The 15,010-nt window shown below is 73.6% G+C and carries 12 protein-coding genes; 2 read left to right on the top strand and 10 right to left on the bottom strand.

Annotation, left to right across the window (positions count from 1 at the left end):
- Positions 1-70: 70 nt before the first annotated feature.
- The 9 genes from ACI79Q_RS04960 to ACI79Q_RS04920 all read right to left on the bottom strand — a co-directional run bounded on the left by ACI79Q_RS04960 (position 71) and on the right by ACI79Q_RS04920 (position 12,197).
- Entirely contained in the window at positions 71-1,519 is a 1,449-nt protein-coding gene (locus tag ACI79Q_RS04960; RefSeq protein ID WP_456614301.1) for an aldehyde dehydrogenase family protein, read from the bottom strand.
- Positions 1,520-1,586: 67 nt separating this feature from the next.
- Entirely contained in the window at positions 1,587-2,801 is a 1,215-nt protein-coding gene (gene fahA / locus ACI79Q_RS04955) for a fumarylacetoacetase (RefSeq protein ID WP_456614300.1), read from the bottom strand.
- Positions 2,798-3,676, bottom strand: coding sequence for a hypothetical protein (locus tag ACI79Q_RS04950; RefSeq protein WP_456614299.1), 879 nt, complete (start codon positions 3,674-3,676; stop codon positions 2,798-2,800). The genes fahA and ACI79Q_RS04950 overlap by 4 nt, the downstream gene beginning before the upstream one ends.
- Positions 3,673-4,878, bottom strand: coding sequence for a cupin domain-containing protein (locus tag ACI79Q_RS04945; RefSeq protein WP_456589384.1), 1,206 nt, complete (start codon positions 4,876-4,878; stop codon positions 3,673-3,675). Before ACI79Q_RS04945 ends, ACI79Q_RS04950 begins: the two co-directional genes overlap by 4 nt.
- Positions 4,879-4,896: 18 nt before the next feature.
- Positions 4,897-6,504, bottom strand: coding sequence for an FAD-dependent monooxygenase (locus ACI79Q_RS04940; protein ID WP_456614298.1), 1,608 nt, complete (start codon positions 6,502-6,504; stop codon positions 4,897-4,899).
- A gap of 27 nt (positions 6,505-6,531) precedes the next feature.
- The gene (locus ACI79Q_RS04935) at positions 6,532-7,494 is read right to left on the bottom strand and encodes an MBL fold metallo-hydrolase (protein ID WP_456589386.1); all 963 of its coding nucleotides are present in this window, start codon (positions 7,492-7,494) and stop codon (positions 6,532-6,534) included.
- 169 nt (positions 7,495-7,663) lie between these two features.
- Entirely contained in the window at positions 7,664-9,154 is a 1,491-nt protein-coding gene (locus tag ACI79Q_RS04930; RefSeq protein ID WP_456589387.1) for an APC family permease, read from the bottom strand.
- Between the two features lie 422 nt (positions 9,155-9,576).
- Complete coding sequence (locus ACI79Q_RS04925) at positions 9,577-10,167, bottom strand: TetR/AcrR family transcriptional regulator (RefSeq protein WP_456589388.1); 591 nt, start codon at positions 10,165-10,167, stop codon at positions 9,577-9,579.
- A gap of 47 nt (positions 10,168-10,214) precedes the next feature.
- Positions 10,215-12,197 carry a primary-amine oxidase gene (locus tag ACI79Q_RS04920; protein ID WP_456612430.1) on the bottom strand — a complete coding sequence of 661 codons (1,983 nt, stop codon included), beginning with the start codon at positions 12,195-12,197 and terminating at the stop codon, positions 10,215-10,217.
- A gap of 197 nt (positions 12,198-12,394) precedes the next feature.
- Here ACI79Q_RS04920 and ACI79Q_RS04915 point away from each other — a divergent pair, with 197 nt between their 5' ends.
- Together ACI79Q_RS04915 and ACI79Q_RS04910 are read left to right on the top strand one after the other, a co-directional pair.
- Positions 12,395-12,694: a hypothetical protein gene (locus ACI79Q_RS04915; RefSeq protein ID WP_456589390.1), complete on the top strand. Its 300-nt coding sequence runs from the start codon at positions 12,395-12,397 to the stop codon at positions 12,692-12,694.
- A 10-nt stretch (positions 12,695-12,704) separates the two neighbouring features.
- The gene (locus tag ACI79Q_RS04910) at positions 12,705-13,562 is read left to right on the top strand and encodes a DUF817 domain-containing protein (protein WP_456614297.1); all 858 of its coding nucleotides are present in this window, start codon (positions 12,705-12,707) and stop codon (positions 13,560-13,562) included.
- 9 nt (positions 13,563-13,571) lie between these two features.
- Here the strand turns inward: ACI79Q_RS04910 and ACI79Q_RS04905 are convergent, their stop codons facing one another.
- Positions 13,572-14,864 carry a HupE/UreJ family protein gene (locus ACI79Q_RS04905; RefSeq protein ID WP_456612429.1) on the bottom strand — a complete coding sequence of 431 codons (1,293 nt, stop codon included), beginning with the start codon at positions 14,862-14,864 and terminating at the stop codon, positions 13,572-13,574.
- Positions 14,865-15,010: the final 146 nt, after the last annotated feature.

Genomic DNA, 15,010 nt, shown 5'->3' with positions numbered 1-15,010 from the left:
CGGAGGACGCCGCTGCCCCGGCACCCGTGGGGGATGCCGGGGCAGCGGCGGCGCGAACCGGGACCCGGGCTCAGCCGTTGATGACCTGCGGAACCGCGACCGCCTTCAGCCCCTCCACCCCGAACTCGAGCCCGTAGCCGGACTTCTTGACCCCGCCGAAGGGGATCATCGGGTGCACGGTGCCGTGCGAGTTGATCCAGACGGTGCCGGCCTGCAGCCGCGCCGCCACGGCGCGCGCCGCTGCCCGGTCACTGCTCCACACCGAGGCACCCAGGCCGACGTCGAGCCGGTTGGCCATGGCCACCGCCTGGTCGACGTCCTCGTACCGGATGATCGGCAGGGCAGGACCGAACTGCTCCTCCGCCACCAGTGGGTTGTCGTCGGCCACGTCGGTGACGATCGTGGTCGGGTAGAAGTACCCGGCCGCGTCGGGGGCGGGGTCCCCACCGAGGAGCACCGTCGCGCCGGAGTCCCGCGCGGCCTCGACCAGCCGGGCGACGATGTCGTACTGCGCGCGGTTCTGCAGCGGGCCCAGCACGTTCTCCTCGTCCAGGCCCCGGCCCATGGGCATCGCCTTCGCCACGTCGACCAGCGCGGCGACGACCTCGTCGTAGACGTCGGTGTGGACGTAGAGCCGCTTGAGCGCGGCGCAGGTCTGCCCGGTGTTGATGAACGCGCCCCAGAACAGGCCCTCGGCGATGGCGCGGGGGTCGACGTCGGGCAGCACGATGCCGGCGTCGTTGCCGCCGAGCTCGAGGGTCAGCCGCTTCACCGTGTCCGCCGAGCTCTTGATGATCGCCTGCCCGGTGGCGGTCGAGCCGGTGAACATCAGCTTGTCGACGTCGGGGTGGCTGGACAGGCGGGCCCCGATCTCCCGCCCCCCGGCCACGACGGAGAGCACGTCGGCGGGCAGCACCCCGCTGAGCACGTGGACGAGGGCCAGCACGCTCAGCGGCGTGTACTCCGAGGGCTTGACCACCACGGTGTTGCCCATCCGCAGGGCGGGCGCGACCTGCCAGACGGTGATCATCATCGGCCAGTTCCACGGTCCGATGGCGCCGACGACACCGACCGGGCGGTAGTGCAGCTCCGCGTGCACCTCGCCGTCGTCGACCACTGTCTCGACCGGCAGCTCGGTGGCAGCGGTGGCGCGCAGCCAGGCGGCGCAGGCGCCGACCTCGAACCGGGCGTTGGGACCGTTGAGCGGCTTGCCCTGCTCGCGGGAGAGCAGCTCGGCGAGCGGCTCCGCGTACGCCTCGACCGCGTCCGCGGCACGCAGCAGCAGCTCGATGCGCTCCGCGTCGGTGCGGGCCGCCCACGCCGGCTGGGCGGCGCGGGCACGGGCGACGGCGTCGTCGAGGTCCGCGACGGACTGCTCCGGGGCGCGGCCGACGACCTCGCCGGTCGCGGGATCCAGGATCTCCCGGCCACCGGGATCGACGACGGCGGCCAGCAGGCTCTCGCACGTCGGGGTCTCCGGCGTGGTCGTCACGGGCTCGGTCACGGTCGGGGTGGTCATCGTCGTCCTCCGGGGTGGGGGGCTGGGGCGGTGCCGAACGGGTCGCCGGCGGTCGGGACGGTGGTGCTCACGGCGCGGGCACGGGTTCGACCCGGCCGGTGACCTCGCCGAAGGAGATCCGGCGACCGCCGGTTCCCGGCGCGGTGGCGGTGAGGGTGACGACGTCGCCGTCCTCGAGAAAGGTGCGGCTGGTGCCGTCGGGCAGCTGCACCGGCTGCTTCCCGCCCCAGGACAGCTCGATGAACGAGCCGCGCTGGTCCTCGGCCGGGCCGGACACGGTGCCCGAGGCGAACAGGTCGCCGGTGCGCAGGCTCGCGCCGTTGACCGTCATGTGCGCCAGCTGCTGGGCGGGGGTCCAGTACATGAGGCCGAACGGCGGGCAGGACACCAGCTGGCCGTTGAGCCGCACCTCGATGGCGATGTCCAGTCCCCAGTGCTGCTCGGTGGTGTCGTCCAGGTAGGGGAGCGGCCGCGGATCGCGCGGGGGCGGGGAGACCCGGGCCGCCTCCAGCGCGGCGAGGGGCACGACCCACGGCGAGACCGAGGTGAGGAAGGACTTGCCGAGGAACGGCCCCAGGGGCACGTACTCCCACGCCTGCAGGTCCCGGGCCGACCAGTCGTTGACCAGGCAGACGCCGAAGACGTGCTCCGGGAAGGCGCCCAGCGGCACCGGCCGGCCGAGCGACGAGGGGGCGCCGACGACGAACCCCACCTCCGCCTCGATGTCCAGCCGCTGCGAGGGCCCGAACGTGGGCGCCTCGTCGGTCGGGGCCTTGCGCTGCCCGCTGGGCCGCACGACCGGGGTGCCGGAGACCTGCACCGTCCCGGCGCGGCCGTGGTAGCCGATGGGCAGGTGCTTCCAGTTGGGGGTCAGCGGCGGCGAGTCCGGCCGGAACATCCGGCCGAGGTTCTCCGCGTGGTGCTGGGAGCTGTAGAAGTCGACGTAGTCGGCGACGTCGAACGGCAGGTGCAGCGTCACCTCCGCGCGCGGCAGCAGGTGCGGCTCGACGGCGGCCCGGTGCGCCGGGTCCGCGAGCAGCTCCTGCAGCCGGCTGCGCAGTGCGTTCCAGGTCTCCCGCCCCCGGCTCATGAGCGCGTTGAGCGTCGGCGCGGCGAGCGCGTCGGCGGCGGGGACGTCCAGCCGGGAGACGTCGAGGACGGAGTCGCCGATGGCGACACCGATCCGGCGGGGGCCGTCGGGCTCGGTGGAGAAGACGCCGTAGGGCAGGTTCTCCGGCCCGAAGCCCGTGCCGTCGGGGAGCTCCAACCAGGTGGCGCTCATGCCAGGGTCCGTTCCGGGGCGGCCAGCAGGCCGAGCGCCACCAGGTCCTCGACGGGCTCGGTCACGCTGCACGTGCCGAAGGAGGTGAACAGCGACCGCACCCGGTGCACCCGGTCGGCCGGCCACGTGCGCACGGCCGAGGCGACCGTGCCCGGGTCGGTCTCGCCGAGCCAGTCCGCCGCCACGGCCGCCGGGGCCCCCGAGCTGAGCGCGGAGACGGCCAGCAGCACGTTGAGGAAGCCGTGGTGCGCGAAGCCGGTCGCCGGGGCGGTGTGCCGCACGGCGTGGTGCAGGCCGGCGGTGCACTTGAACGGCACGCTCCGCGCGATGCACGCCTGCAGGCTGTCGGCCAGCTCGGCGGAGGAGGGGAACAGCTCCGCCGACACGCCACCGGTGCGCAGCTTGGCCCGATAGCGGGTGCCGGCCAGCACGTCGAGGACGGCGTCGCGGGCGGTGGTCCGCGGCAGCTCCAGCGCCGCGGGCACCCCTTCGGGGAGGACGTCGTCCAGGGCGCGCAGCGCCTCGGCGGCGGCCGCGGCGTCGGGCGTCACCGGCACCTCGACCGCAGCCAGCGCCAGGCGCGGCTCGGCGGCGACCCGGGCGGCGGCGGCCGGGAGGTCACCGGCCGCCGCGATCAGCGAGACGTCGACGACAGGTCCGTCGCCGACCTCGGCCACCAGCTCGTCGAGCCGGGCCGCGGGGACCACGAACGGCCCGACCAGTCCACCGAGGCGGTCGCGCAGCGCGCGGTGCTGCGGAACGGCCGCCGGCATCGGCGCGTTCCCGGGTGGGAACAGTGCGGCGTCGTCGAACAGGCCGTCGAACAGCGGCGTCGTCGCCGGTGCCGGGGCGGGCGGGTGCACCGGGGCCGTCACGCCGACGGCCCCCGTCCCGACCAGGACCACGCGTACTTGCCGTCGTCGACGGCGGTGCCGCCCTCGCCGAGGTCGAGCGGGCGGAACGTGTCGACCATGACGGCGAGCTCGTCGAAGAACTCGACACCGAGGGAGCGCTCGACGGCGCCGGGCTGCGGGCCGTGGCTGTGCCCGCCCGGGTGCAGGCTGATCGAACCCTTGCCGATGCCCGAGCCCTTGCGGGCCTCGTAGTCGCCGTCGACGTAGAACATGACCTCGTCGGAGTCGACGTTGGAGTGGTAGTAGGGCACCGGCACCGCCTCGGGGTGGTAGTCCACCTTCCGCGGCACGAAGTTGCAGATGACGAAGTTGGAACCCTCGAACACCTGGTGCACCGGCGGCGGCTGGTGCACCCGGCCGGTGATCGGCTCGAAGTCGGCGACGTTGAAGACGTAGGGGTAGAGGCAGCCGTCCCAGCCCACGACGTCGAACGGGTGCTCCGGGACGACGTGGATCGTGCCGGCGAGGCCCCCCGGGCCGGCGCCGCGGTGCTTGACGTAGACCTCGACGTCGCTGCCGTCGGCCAGCAGCGGCTCGGCGGGGCCGCGCAGGTCGCGCTCGCAGTAGGGGGCGTGCTCGAGGAACTGGCCGTAGCGGGAGAGGTAGCGCTTGGGCGGCGCGATGTGGCTGTTGGCCTCGATCGCATAGGTGCGCACCGGCTCCTCGCCGGTCGGGATCCAGCGGTGGGTGGTGGTCCGCGGGAGGACCACGTAGTCGCCCGGTCCCACGTCGAGGGAGCCGAACACCGTCTCCACCGTGGCGGTGCCGCGCTCGACGTAGACGCACTCGTCGCCGGTGGCGTTCCGGTAGTACGGCGAGGTCGCCGAGGAGACGGCGTAGGAGATCCGCACGTCGCCGTTGCCGAGGACCAGCCGGCGGCCGGTGACCGGGTCGGTGGCCTTGTGCTCCTCGCCGGGGAAGAGGTCGTGCAGCTTCAGGTGGCGGGGCACCAGGGGGGCGTTGGGGGTCAGCGTCTGGTCGGGCAGCTCCCAGGGGCGGGCGTCGACGATGGCCGACGGGACGCCGCGGTGGTAGAGCAGCGAGGAGTCGGAGGAGAAGCCCTCCTCGCCGACCAGCTCCTCGTAGTACAGGCCGCCGTCGGGACGGCGGAACCGGGTGTGCCGCTTCGGTGGGACCTGGCCCACCTGCCGGTAGAACGCCATGGGGTACTCCTTCGGGGATCAGGCGGGAACGGGAGCGGGGAGCGGGCGGGCCAGCAGCCGGGCCACCGCGGTGCCTAGGTCGGCCGGGTCGGTGAGCACGGCGGCGACGTGGGCGTCCGGGCGCAGCACCCACACCTCGCCGGGGTGTGCACCGAGGGCCTCGCGCAGCAGGCCGCCGGGGTCGAGATCGGTCATGCGGTGGACGGTCACCGGCAGGTCGCCGAGGTCGGGCAGCGCCGGCGCGTCTGCGTCGTCGCCGAGCAGGACGGTGACGCCTTCCCGGGCGAGCTGGCGGAGCCGGACCAGGTCGGGTCGGCCGGCCACCGTCACCGGGCAGTCGGGGACGAGCACCCCGGGCGCCGGGACGGGGACGTCGCCGCGCGCGGGCCGGCCGGGGAACGGGCGCGCCGGGTCAGGGGTGGTGAGCGGCGAGTCGACGTACCAGAAGGGCTCGGCCAGCCGGCCGGAGTCGACCTGCGCACGGGCCGCGGGGTCACCGGCCGCCCGCTCGAGGACGTCGAGCCGGTGGCGGGCCTCGGCCTCGTCGCGGGGCACCAGGAAACGCATCGTCGCCGTGGTGACGTCGATGTTCTCCACCGCCGCGGCGTGCCGCTCGTCGTGATAGCTCTCCAGGAGCCCCTCCGGAGCCCAGCCACGGCGGACGAAGGCGATCTTCCAGGCGGCGTTCTCGGCGTCGAGGACCCCCGAGTTCAGCCCGCGCGCGCCGAAGGGCGAGACCAGGTGCGCCGCGTCGCCGGCGACCAGCACCCGCCCGACCCGCATGCGGTCGACCACCCGGGAGTGGAAGCGGTAGACCGACTTCCACACGATCTCGTAGGGCCGGTCCCCGATGACCTGGCGGATCCGCCGGTCGAGGCCGCCCGAGGCCTCCTCGGTGGCGAGGTCGAAGTCCTGTGGCACCTGCCAGTCGATGCGGAACGTCGAGTCCGGGCAGGGGTGGATGAGGACCTGCCGGCCGGGGTTCCACTCGGGGTCGAAGTAGAACCGCCGCTCGGTCTCCCAGCCGGGCAGGTCGGTGCGGATGTCGCAGATGAGGAAGGAGTCCTCGAACGACTCCCCGGGGAAGGTGAGCCCGAGCATCGAGCGCAGGGCGTCGCCGCGCGGGCCGGGGCAGGCCACGGCGTGCGAGCCGGTGACGAGCACCTCGCCGTCCTCGGTCCGGCAGGCCACCGTCACCCCGGTGCCGTCCTGGTGCAGGCCGGTCACCCGGTGACCCCACCGGACGTCGATCAGCGGCGAGGCGGCGATGCGCTCGTCGAGCAGCGCCTCGGTCTCGCACTGCGACACGTTGACGAACGGGGGGAAGGGGGATCGGCCACGGTCGGCGAAGGTGAAGGAGAACAGCTCGGCGTCGCGGTGGAAGGTCCGGGCGGTCGTCCAGGTCACCCCCCGGCGGGCGATCTCGGCGCCGACGCCGACGGCGTCCCACACGTCGAGCACGTCACGCTGCTGGCAGATCGCCTTGCTGCCGATCGGGTCGCGCTCGGGCCGCGCGTCGAGCACGACGACGCGCAGACCCCAGCGGGCGAGCAGGAGCGCGGCGGTCTGGCCGACCGGGCCGGCGCCCAGCACCAGCACCGGCGGTCCGGGGACGGGAGTGGTCATGGGGATCTCCTCGGGAGCCGGGACCGGTCAGCCCTGGAGCTGGTCCCACACGGCGCGGTCGCGCTCGGCGGTCCAGATGACGGGGCGCTCGACACCGGAGAACTCATCCCACAGCCGGGAGACGTCGAAGGGCAGGCAGTGCTCGAAGATCGGCCACCGGCCGTACTTGGGGGCCAGCGCCGCGTGGGTGGCCTCGAAGGCCTGCTTCAGGGTGCCGCCGGCGCGGTGGACGTCGCCCACGGTGCGCTGCATCGTGAGCAGGAAGTCGCGGGTCTGCTCGACGGCGGCGTCGACCTCGTCGCGGCCACGGGCGATCCGGCCCCGGCCGCCGACCAGCTGCCGCGCGCCGAGGGCCTTGACCCGGTCCAGGGTGCCGCCGGCCCAGTCGAAGTGGAACGCGTCGCCCGTGTAGAGGGCCGCCTGTGACTCGACCAGGTCGCCGGCGAAGAGGATCTCCTGCTTGGGCAGCCAGGCGACGATGTCGCCCTCGGTGTGGCCCCGGCCGAGGAACTCCAGGACCAGCTCGCCGCGGTCGCCGCCCAGCTCGATGGTGAGCTTGTCGCGGAAGGTCATCGTCGGCCAGGTCAGGCCGGGGATGGATTCCGGCTCCTCGAACAATCGCGGCATGCGGCCGTACTCGCTCTCCCAGTCCTGCTGGCCGCGCTCCTCGATCAGCCGCTTGGTCTGCTCGGAGCTGACGATCACCTCGGCGTCGAAGGCGCTGGCGCCCAGCACGCGCACCGCGTGGTAGTGGCTGAGCACCAGGTACCGGACCGGCTTGTCGGTGTGCTCCCGCAGCTTGGCCAGCCACCGCCGGGCGGCCACCGGCGTGGCCAGGGCCTCGAAGCAGACGAGGAAGTCCTCACCCTCGATGGCGCCGAGGTTCGGGTCGCCCTCGGCCGTGAGCGCGTACACACCGTCGGCGAGCACCTCGAGGGTCTGCTCCTTGACGCCCAGGTCGGCGGAGGAGGCGAAGGGCTTGGCTGCCATGGGATCTCCAGATCACGGGCGTTCGATAAACGAATAAGCTGTTCTTCTACTGACGGAGACGCTACGCCCGAGTGGCGTGCGACACAAGGCGTGACGCGGCCGGAAAGCGGCGCGCAGCGACGCCCGGATCCGGGGGAGGGGCCGGGCGTCGCTGCGCGGGCGCGGCTGCTCAGCCGACGGGGGTGTGGTCCGTCGTGGGGTCTGCTGCGGCCGTGGCCGCCCAGGAGGGACGGCGGTAGACGTCCAGCGCGACGCCCAGGAGCAGGGCCACGGGGACCGAGAGGATCAGCGGCACCGCGGTCGCCATCGAGCCATCGATGAGCAGGGTGAAGTTGCTGAGCACCAGCCAGGTCAGGCCGGCCACGAGCACGATCGCGAGCGAGGGGGCGATCAGCGTCTGCCACGGTCGCGTGTCCAGCCGGGTGCGCCGGAAGAAGACCACCACCGAGACCGAGGTCATCAGGTAGAGCGCCAGCAGGGCGAGGACCCCGACGCCGCTGAACCAGGCGAACAGCGTGAGCACCGGGTCCTTGTCCAGCACGGCGAACGGCAGCACCAGGGCCAGCGCGACCAGCGTCTGCACGGCGCTGGCCACGAAGGGCGCCCCCTGGCGGGTGGTCCGGGCGACCACCGGCGGCAGCGTGCCGGTCTGGCCGAGCGAGTGCACGTAGCGGGTGAAGGCGTTGTGGAACGCGAGGATGCCGGCCAGCAACGACGTCGCGAGCAGCACGCCGCCCACCTCGCCGACCCACGGGCCCAGGGCGTCCTCGATGGCGGCGAACAGCAGGACGGTGCCGTCGCCGGACTCCAGGGCGGCGCCGGCCGCGGGCACGACCTGGTCGGCCCCGTAGTAGCTGACGACCATCCAGGAGACGAAGGCGAAGAAGAGGGAGATGACGCCGACGGCGAGGTAGGTCGCCCGCGGGACCGTGCGCTGCGCGTCGCGGGCCTCGGTCGAGTAGATGGCGGTCGACTCGAAGCCGAACATCGACGCGATGCCGAAGGTCAGGGCGATGCCCGGCGCGCCGGCGAGGAGCGCGGACGGGGAGAAGCTGGCCCCGGGGTTCAGACCCTGCGGTCCGCCGCCGGCGAGCAGGGTGGCCAGCGCGAAGGCGAGCAGGATGGCCAGCTCCGCGGCCACGATCACCCCGAGGAAGCGGGCGCCGAGCTCGACGTTGAGCGAGCCGAGCAGCTGGACCACCGCCATCGTGACGACGGCGCACAGCCACCACGGCGGGCCGAAGCCCAGGTAGGTGTCGGCCAGCGAGGAGACGATCGCGCCGTAGAGCCCGTACATGCAGGCCTGCACGGTGCTGTAGGCCCACAGCGCCACCAGGGCGGAACCCGTGCCCAGGCGCCGGCCGAGACCGCGGCTGATGTAGGCGTAGAACGCGCCCCCGTCCGTCACGTGGCGGCTCATGGCGATGAAGCCGACGGCGAAGACGGCGATGATCGCACCGACGACCAGGTAGGCAGCCGGCGCGCCTGCGCCGTTGCCCAGCCCGATGGCCAGCGGCAGCGCGCCGCCCATGCCGGTCAGGGGCGCCTGTGCGGACAGGACGAAGAACAGGATGCCGACGACGCCGATGGCGCCGCGCTTGAGCTGCCGGTTGCCGGTCCGCTCGCGGCTGGTCGCGGCGGTCTCCGTGGGTAGGACCATGATCGCTCCGAAGGAAGGTGGGTGCCGGCGGCCGTGCCCCGGGGGGCGTGGCGCCGGGATCGAGGCGTCACCCCGGGCGGGGCGACGGCAGGCATGGGTCAGGCCCGTCCGGGGGGACGGCTCGGACCCGGGGCCCGGGGGGTGCCGGCCGGGGGGGCCGGTCGGCGGGTCGGTCCGGGGGTGGTCCGCCGAGCGGCGTGCGGCGGCCGGGTGCGGGCGCCACCTGCCGGTCGGGACACGCGCCGCCGTCGGGAGGGATCCGCCTCCGGAGGGCAGTGCGGGGGAGCGCCGCGCCGAGGGGGTGCGGGGCGGCGGGGCGGCCGTCCGGTGCGCGGCGGTGGTCGCTGCGCGCCCGGTGCCCGGCTAGCGGGTGGTGCGACGCGCCGCGTGGCGGCCGGGAGGCCGCGGGAGGAGGTGCTCGGTCAGCGAGCGAGCGCGGCCAGGGTGGCGTCGAGCATCGCCAGCTGGAGCTCGGGCGTCGTCGGCGCGTCGGGCAGCAGCGCGAGGACCTGGAGGCCGAGCGCGAGGGCGAGCAGCTGCTCCACCACGACGTCGTCGGCCGTGTCGACGACGACGTCACCGTCGGCACGCGCCTGGGCGACGAGGCCCGCGAGGTCATGCCGCCACCGCCGCATGGCCTCGTCGTTGAGCCGGGCGAGTCGCTCGTCGGTGACCGTCCGGCTCCAGAAAGGGAGGACGATCCGCGCCTCGAGCCGGGTGAGCTCGGTGGCGGGCAGGACCTCCACCAGGAACGCCCGCAGCGCGGCCAGCCCGCGCTTGCCCGCGACGGCCGCCCGGATGCGCTCGTTCGTCCGGTCGAAGACGAAGACGTAGGCCGCCTCGACGAGCTCGTCCTTGCTGGCGAAGTACGGCGCCAGGGCACCGTTGGCGTAACCGGCCGCGCGGGCGATCTCCCGCATGGTGGCCGCATCCGCCCCGCGCGAGGCCATCAGCCGCCAGGTCACCTCGAGGATCTCCTGACGTCGCTGCTCGCGGTCCACCAGCTTCGGCACGGGGCTCCCGTTCGTCGTCGGAGACCCCAGTGTCCCCGTCGGCGACCTCACCCATGGCAGCAGCCGTCCGCCCCGGCACCGCCCGCAGTGCCGTTCGCCGACCCCGCCGGCCGCGACCGGCAGTGCGCGCTGGCGTTCGGCGGGACGTCGAGCGTGGGGTTCCGGTCGAAGAACCCGACCGGCTTGAGCGTGAAGCCGGTGTAGTCGACCGGCATGACCGGCCAGTCCTCCGGCCGCGGGACGTGGGTCAGGCCGAAGGTGTGCCAGACGACGAGGTCGGTCGCCTCCAGCTCGCGGTCGGCCGCGACGTATGCCGGCAGCCCGGCGCCGCCCTTGTGCTGGTTGACGAAGTCGCCGGCGGCGTAGCGCTCCGCGGGGTCGTAGCGGGTGACCCACAGGTGCTTGGTGGCGAAGGTCGCCCGCCGGTGGATGGAGCTGCCGGGGTCGGCCAGCAGCGCCGGCCGGCCCTCGGGCAGCAGCGCGTAGGCGACGGGCTCGCCCACCCGGTTGCGGCTGTCCGGGTTGGTGATGTGCCAGATGCGGCCCACGCCCTGGTCGGCCATCCGCTGGGCCTCGGACTCCCGGTGCAGCGTCGTCCGGCGCTGCGCGAAGGCGTTGCCGCGGGGGTTGTCCGGACCCATCGGGACGCGGACGAACTCCAGCTCCTCGACGGTGTTCGTCGGGCCGTCGACCATCATGTCCAGCCGCGCGCTGAACAGGTGCTGGTGGAACGGCGCACCCAGCCCGGGGGCGAGCTGCGAGGCGTACGGGTAACCGGCGCCCGGGTAGGCCGAGGTGAACACGACCCCGGTGGCCTTGACCTCGAAGCCGATCGTGCCGTCGAGGTACAGGTACCAGTAGAAGCCGTAGTCGTAGTTGCCGATGGTGGTGAAGAAGCTGATCACCATGCGGCGCTGCCGGCGGGTTTCGGCGGAGCCGGCCCACAGGTCGGTGTGCTTCCAGAGGACGCCGAAGTCCTCTTCGTGCATGCAGATCGCGTTGCGCAGCACCTGCGGGTTGCCGCGCTCGTCGGCGATGACGGCGTCCATGTAGGTGATGTCGCCGAGGCAGTCGCAGCCGAGCTCGAGGGCGTTGGCGTAGCGGCCGACGAGGTACTCGCCGGTGTCGAAGTAGTTCTGCCAGGAGCGGATCGGGGAGGGGTCGGCGTAGGGCACGACCATCTCGGCGATGGACGCGCGGTGGATGATCGGCCGCAGCCGGCCGGCGTCGAGGAAGCCGATCTGGTGCAGGGTGAGCCCCTCGCGGGCGTCGAACCCGACCCGCAGCTGCCAGCCCTCCCAGGTGAGCAGGTTGCCGTCGAGGGTGAAGCTCGGGCCCTCGGGCTGCGTGATCTCGATGGGCTTCAGGGTGGTCCGCATCGGCCCGGTGACCGCCGGGTCGTCGAAGTTCCCCGACTCCTCGGGGATGGGCACCGGACCGAGGTCGATCACCTGGTCGACCGTCTTGTTCATGACGTCGACGTAGCCGACGAGGCCGTCGATCGGGTGCGCCCACGGGTGGTCGGCGGGGTGGTCCTGCCGGAAGGCGAGACCGCGGAGGATGCGGCGCCCTTCCTCCTCGGGGTACTCGAAGACCCCGGCGGACAGCGGAGCGACGCGCACGTCGGCGACGTCCAGCCCGCGGGCGGCCAGCGCGGCCAGCCAGCGCTCGTCGGACGCGAGCACCTCCTCGACGAGGGCGAACTCCTCGTCGAGCACCGGCAGCTGACCGTCGACCGTCGTGTCCAGCATCCGGTCCGAGACGATCTCCCGGCGGGTGACCGAGACGACGACGTCGCGGGCAGCCGGGCGCTCGACGTCGTGCAGCAGGACGCGGAGCCTGCGGTCCGTACCCGCTCCCTCGGCGTAGAGGGCGCTCTTCTCCGGCTCCTCCAGGCCCACGTAGACGAAGCGGGTGGACTCGGCCACCAGGCCGGCCTGCGCCAGGACCTCCCGGGCTGCGGTGACCTCCGCGGCGGTCAGCTGGGCGAGCGGGTGCGTCGTGGCAGGGGGGGCCGAGGTTGCCGTCATGGGGTCTCCCAGTTTTGGTTCTACGGGTGTAGAAACACTGCGTGACGTACGTTACAGCCGTGCGACCGGCATGTGAAGAGGGTGTTCGCTTTGCGGGCAACACTCGGGCCTGGTGGCGGGCGCTGCGGGTCACGACGGCCGCCGTGATGGGTGCCTGCGCCGTGCTGCACCTGATCGCGGCAGCGGGTTCTCCGCCCGTGTCGGACGCCCACCTGGTGCTGATGCTGGGAATGGCCGCCGTCTGCCTTCCGTGCGCGACCCACCTCGTCCTCGCTCCGTCGGCCCGGACATGGCTGCACGCCGGGGTGCTGTCGGCCGGCATGCTGCTGGCGCACTGGCTGCTGGCCGGCCTCGTCGGCGACGCCGGGCACCAGCACCCCGTCTCGGGGTGGTGGGCGGTCGCGCACGTGGGCGTCGTGCTGGGGCCCGTGCTGACGTTGTGCCTGGCCCTCGCCGGGGCGGCGGTGCAGCGCCGGGTCGCGGGCGTCGTTCACTAGCCTTCCGCGGGTGAGGCAGCTGCTCCGGTTCGGCTGGGTCCAGGCGCAGTGCTGCCTGTTCGCGGTGCTGTTCTTCCTCGGGCTGGGGTTGGCCCGGCTGGTGCCGCTGCCGATCGACCCCGCGGACGCGCTCCTGATCTGGTCGCTCGGCGTCACGCTGGTGCTCTGGCTCGTGCGCTGGGAGACCGGCCGGGAGGTCGCCGTCATCTTCGGGTTCCACCTCGTGGGCCTGGCGCTGGAGCTCTACAAGGTGCGCCAGGGGTCGTGGTCCTACCCCGACACCGGCGTGGCGACGATCGGCGGGGTGCCGCTCTACAGCGGCTTCATGTACGCCGCCGTCGGCAGCTACATCTGCCAGGCCTGGCGCCGGTTCGAGCTGCGGATCACCAACTACCGGGCCCGCACGACGGCGGCCGTGGCTGCCCTCGTCTACCTCAACTTCTTCACCTCGCACGCGATCTGGGACGTGCGGCTGCCGCTGGCCGTGGCCCTGCTCGCCGCCACGTGGCGCACGTGGGTGCACTTCACCGTCGGCCGGCGCCGCTACGCCATGCCGCTGGCGCTCTCGTTCGTCCTCATCGGCTTCTTCCTCTGGGTCGCCGAGAACGCGGCCACCCTCCTGCGGGCCTGGCAGTACCCGTCGCAGGAGTCGGTCTGGACCCTGGTCCACGCCGCCAAGCTGGGGTCGTGGTCGCTGCTGGTCGTGGTCAGCATCGTCCTGGTCGCGGCGGTCAAGGCCTACGAGGGGCGGCTGTACGGAACCGGCCGCGACCTGACCGTGCACCGCGCCTACGACGCCCCGCCCGAGCTGCTGCCCGGCCGGGCGGCGCGCCCCGCCGCGACCGTGGCCAGCGGCGCGGCTCCCTGACGGATCGCGTCACGCCCGCGGGGCAGGCGAGCCGGCGGTCACCGGCACCTCGGCTGCGGCGCGCGGAGCGGGGGAGCGGTGGTCGGCCAGCCAGCAGCCCCCGGCCACCGCGGCCAGCCCGGCGACCACCCACCACGGGTGGGCGATGACGGACTCCTCGGCCCCGGAGAGCGGGTTGGTGAGGACGCCGAGGCGGTCGAGCGCCCAGCCGGCCGCCGCGGTCAGCGCGACGGCGGCGCCGGCGATCCGGAGCCCGCCGTAGAACCGGGTGCGCGAGGCGAGGTGGAGGGAGGGGAACAGCAGGGCCACGGTGAGCAGCTGCGCCAGCTCCACACCCACGTTGAACGCCAGCAGGGCGAGCACCGAGGTCGAGCCCTCCAGGCCCAGGTCGGTGAGGATGCCCGCGAAGGCCAGGCCGTGCACGAGGCCGAAGAGCCCGGCGATGACGGTCTCGCCGTGACGGGCCAGCGGGCGCATCGCGTGGACCGCGGCAACACCCACCGACACCGCGATCAGCACCTCCACCGGTGTGCTCGGCAGCGACACCCAGCCCAGGGCCGACGCGACGAGCGTGAGCGAGTGCCCGACGGTGAAGGCGGTGACGACACCCACGACCCGGCGAACGGTGGGCAGCAGGCCGTCCGCCCGCCGCCACCGGCCCCCTCCCGCGACCAGGGGGGCGACCAGCAGCAGGGTGATCAGGAACAGCAGGTGGTCGGCGCCCTCGAGCACGTGGTGCAGGCCGTAGCCCACCATGTCGGCCAGCCCGGTCGCGGCCGTCTGCCCGACCTGCAGTGTGCCGTCGGTGGCGTCGAGCACCCCCGCGGTGGAGACCTCGCCGGCGGCGTCGGTCAGGACGACGACGGCCTCGTGGGTGCTGTCGGTCTCGATGACGGCGTCGTAGGCCAGCGTGAAGCTCGACGGATCGGCCGCCCCGGGGTCGAGGGCGACGTCCACGCTGATCGAGTCGATGCCCTCGACCGTCTCCCGAACCGGCTCGGCGTAGGTCTCGGACCACTCGGTGCCGTCGGTGCCGGTCACGGCCAGGTGCTCGTCGAGGTAGGTGAGCACGTCGGCGTAGGAGCCGGCGTCGGTCGCGGCCGCGTGGTCGGCGCCCAGCGCGTCGTCGAGGGTCTCCAGCGCGATGCTGATCGTGGCGTCCGCCCGGTCCTCCCCGACCCGCACGGACAGCGTGCTGCTGTCCAGGCTGTGCGCGGAGGCGGTCGAGGGCAGCAGGAGCACGGAGCCGCCGGTGAGGGCGGCGGCCGCGGCGAGGGTGCGGCGGCGGAGGGGGCGGGCCATGACCCAGAGGCTCGGAGACGAAGCTGGGAACTGCCCCGGAACCGGCTGGGAGACGTCGCGGAACGTAACGGGACCCTCTCCCAGCGCATTCCCAGCGGACGTCCAGGGGTGGTCGAGTTCCGCCGTCGAACCTGGTACACGACCGG

The organism is Blastococcus sp. SYSU DS0828 (genome assembly GCF_054050975.1).
The sequence above is the reverse complement of the archived record's forward strand: the minus strand, read 5'-3'. Positions and strand labels throughout refer to the sequence as shown.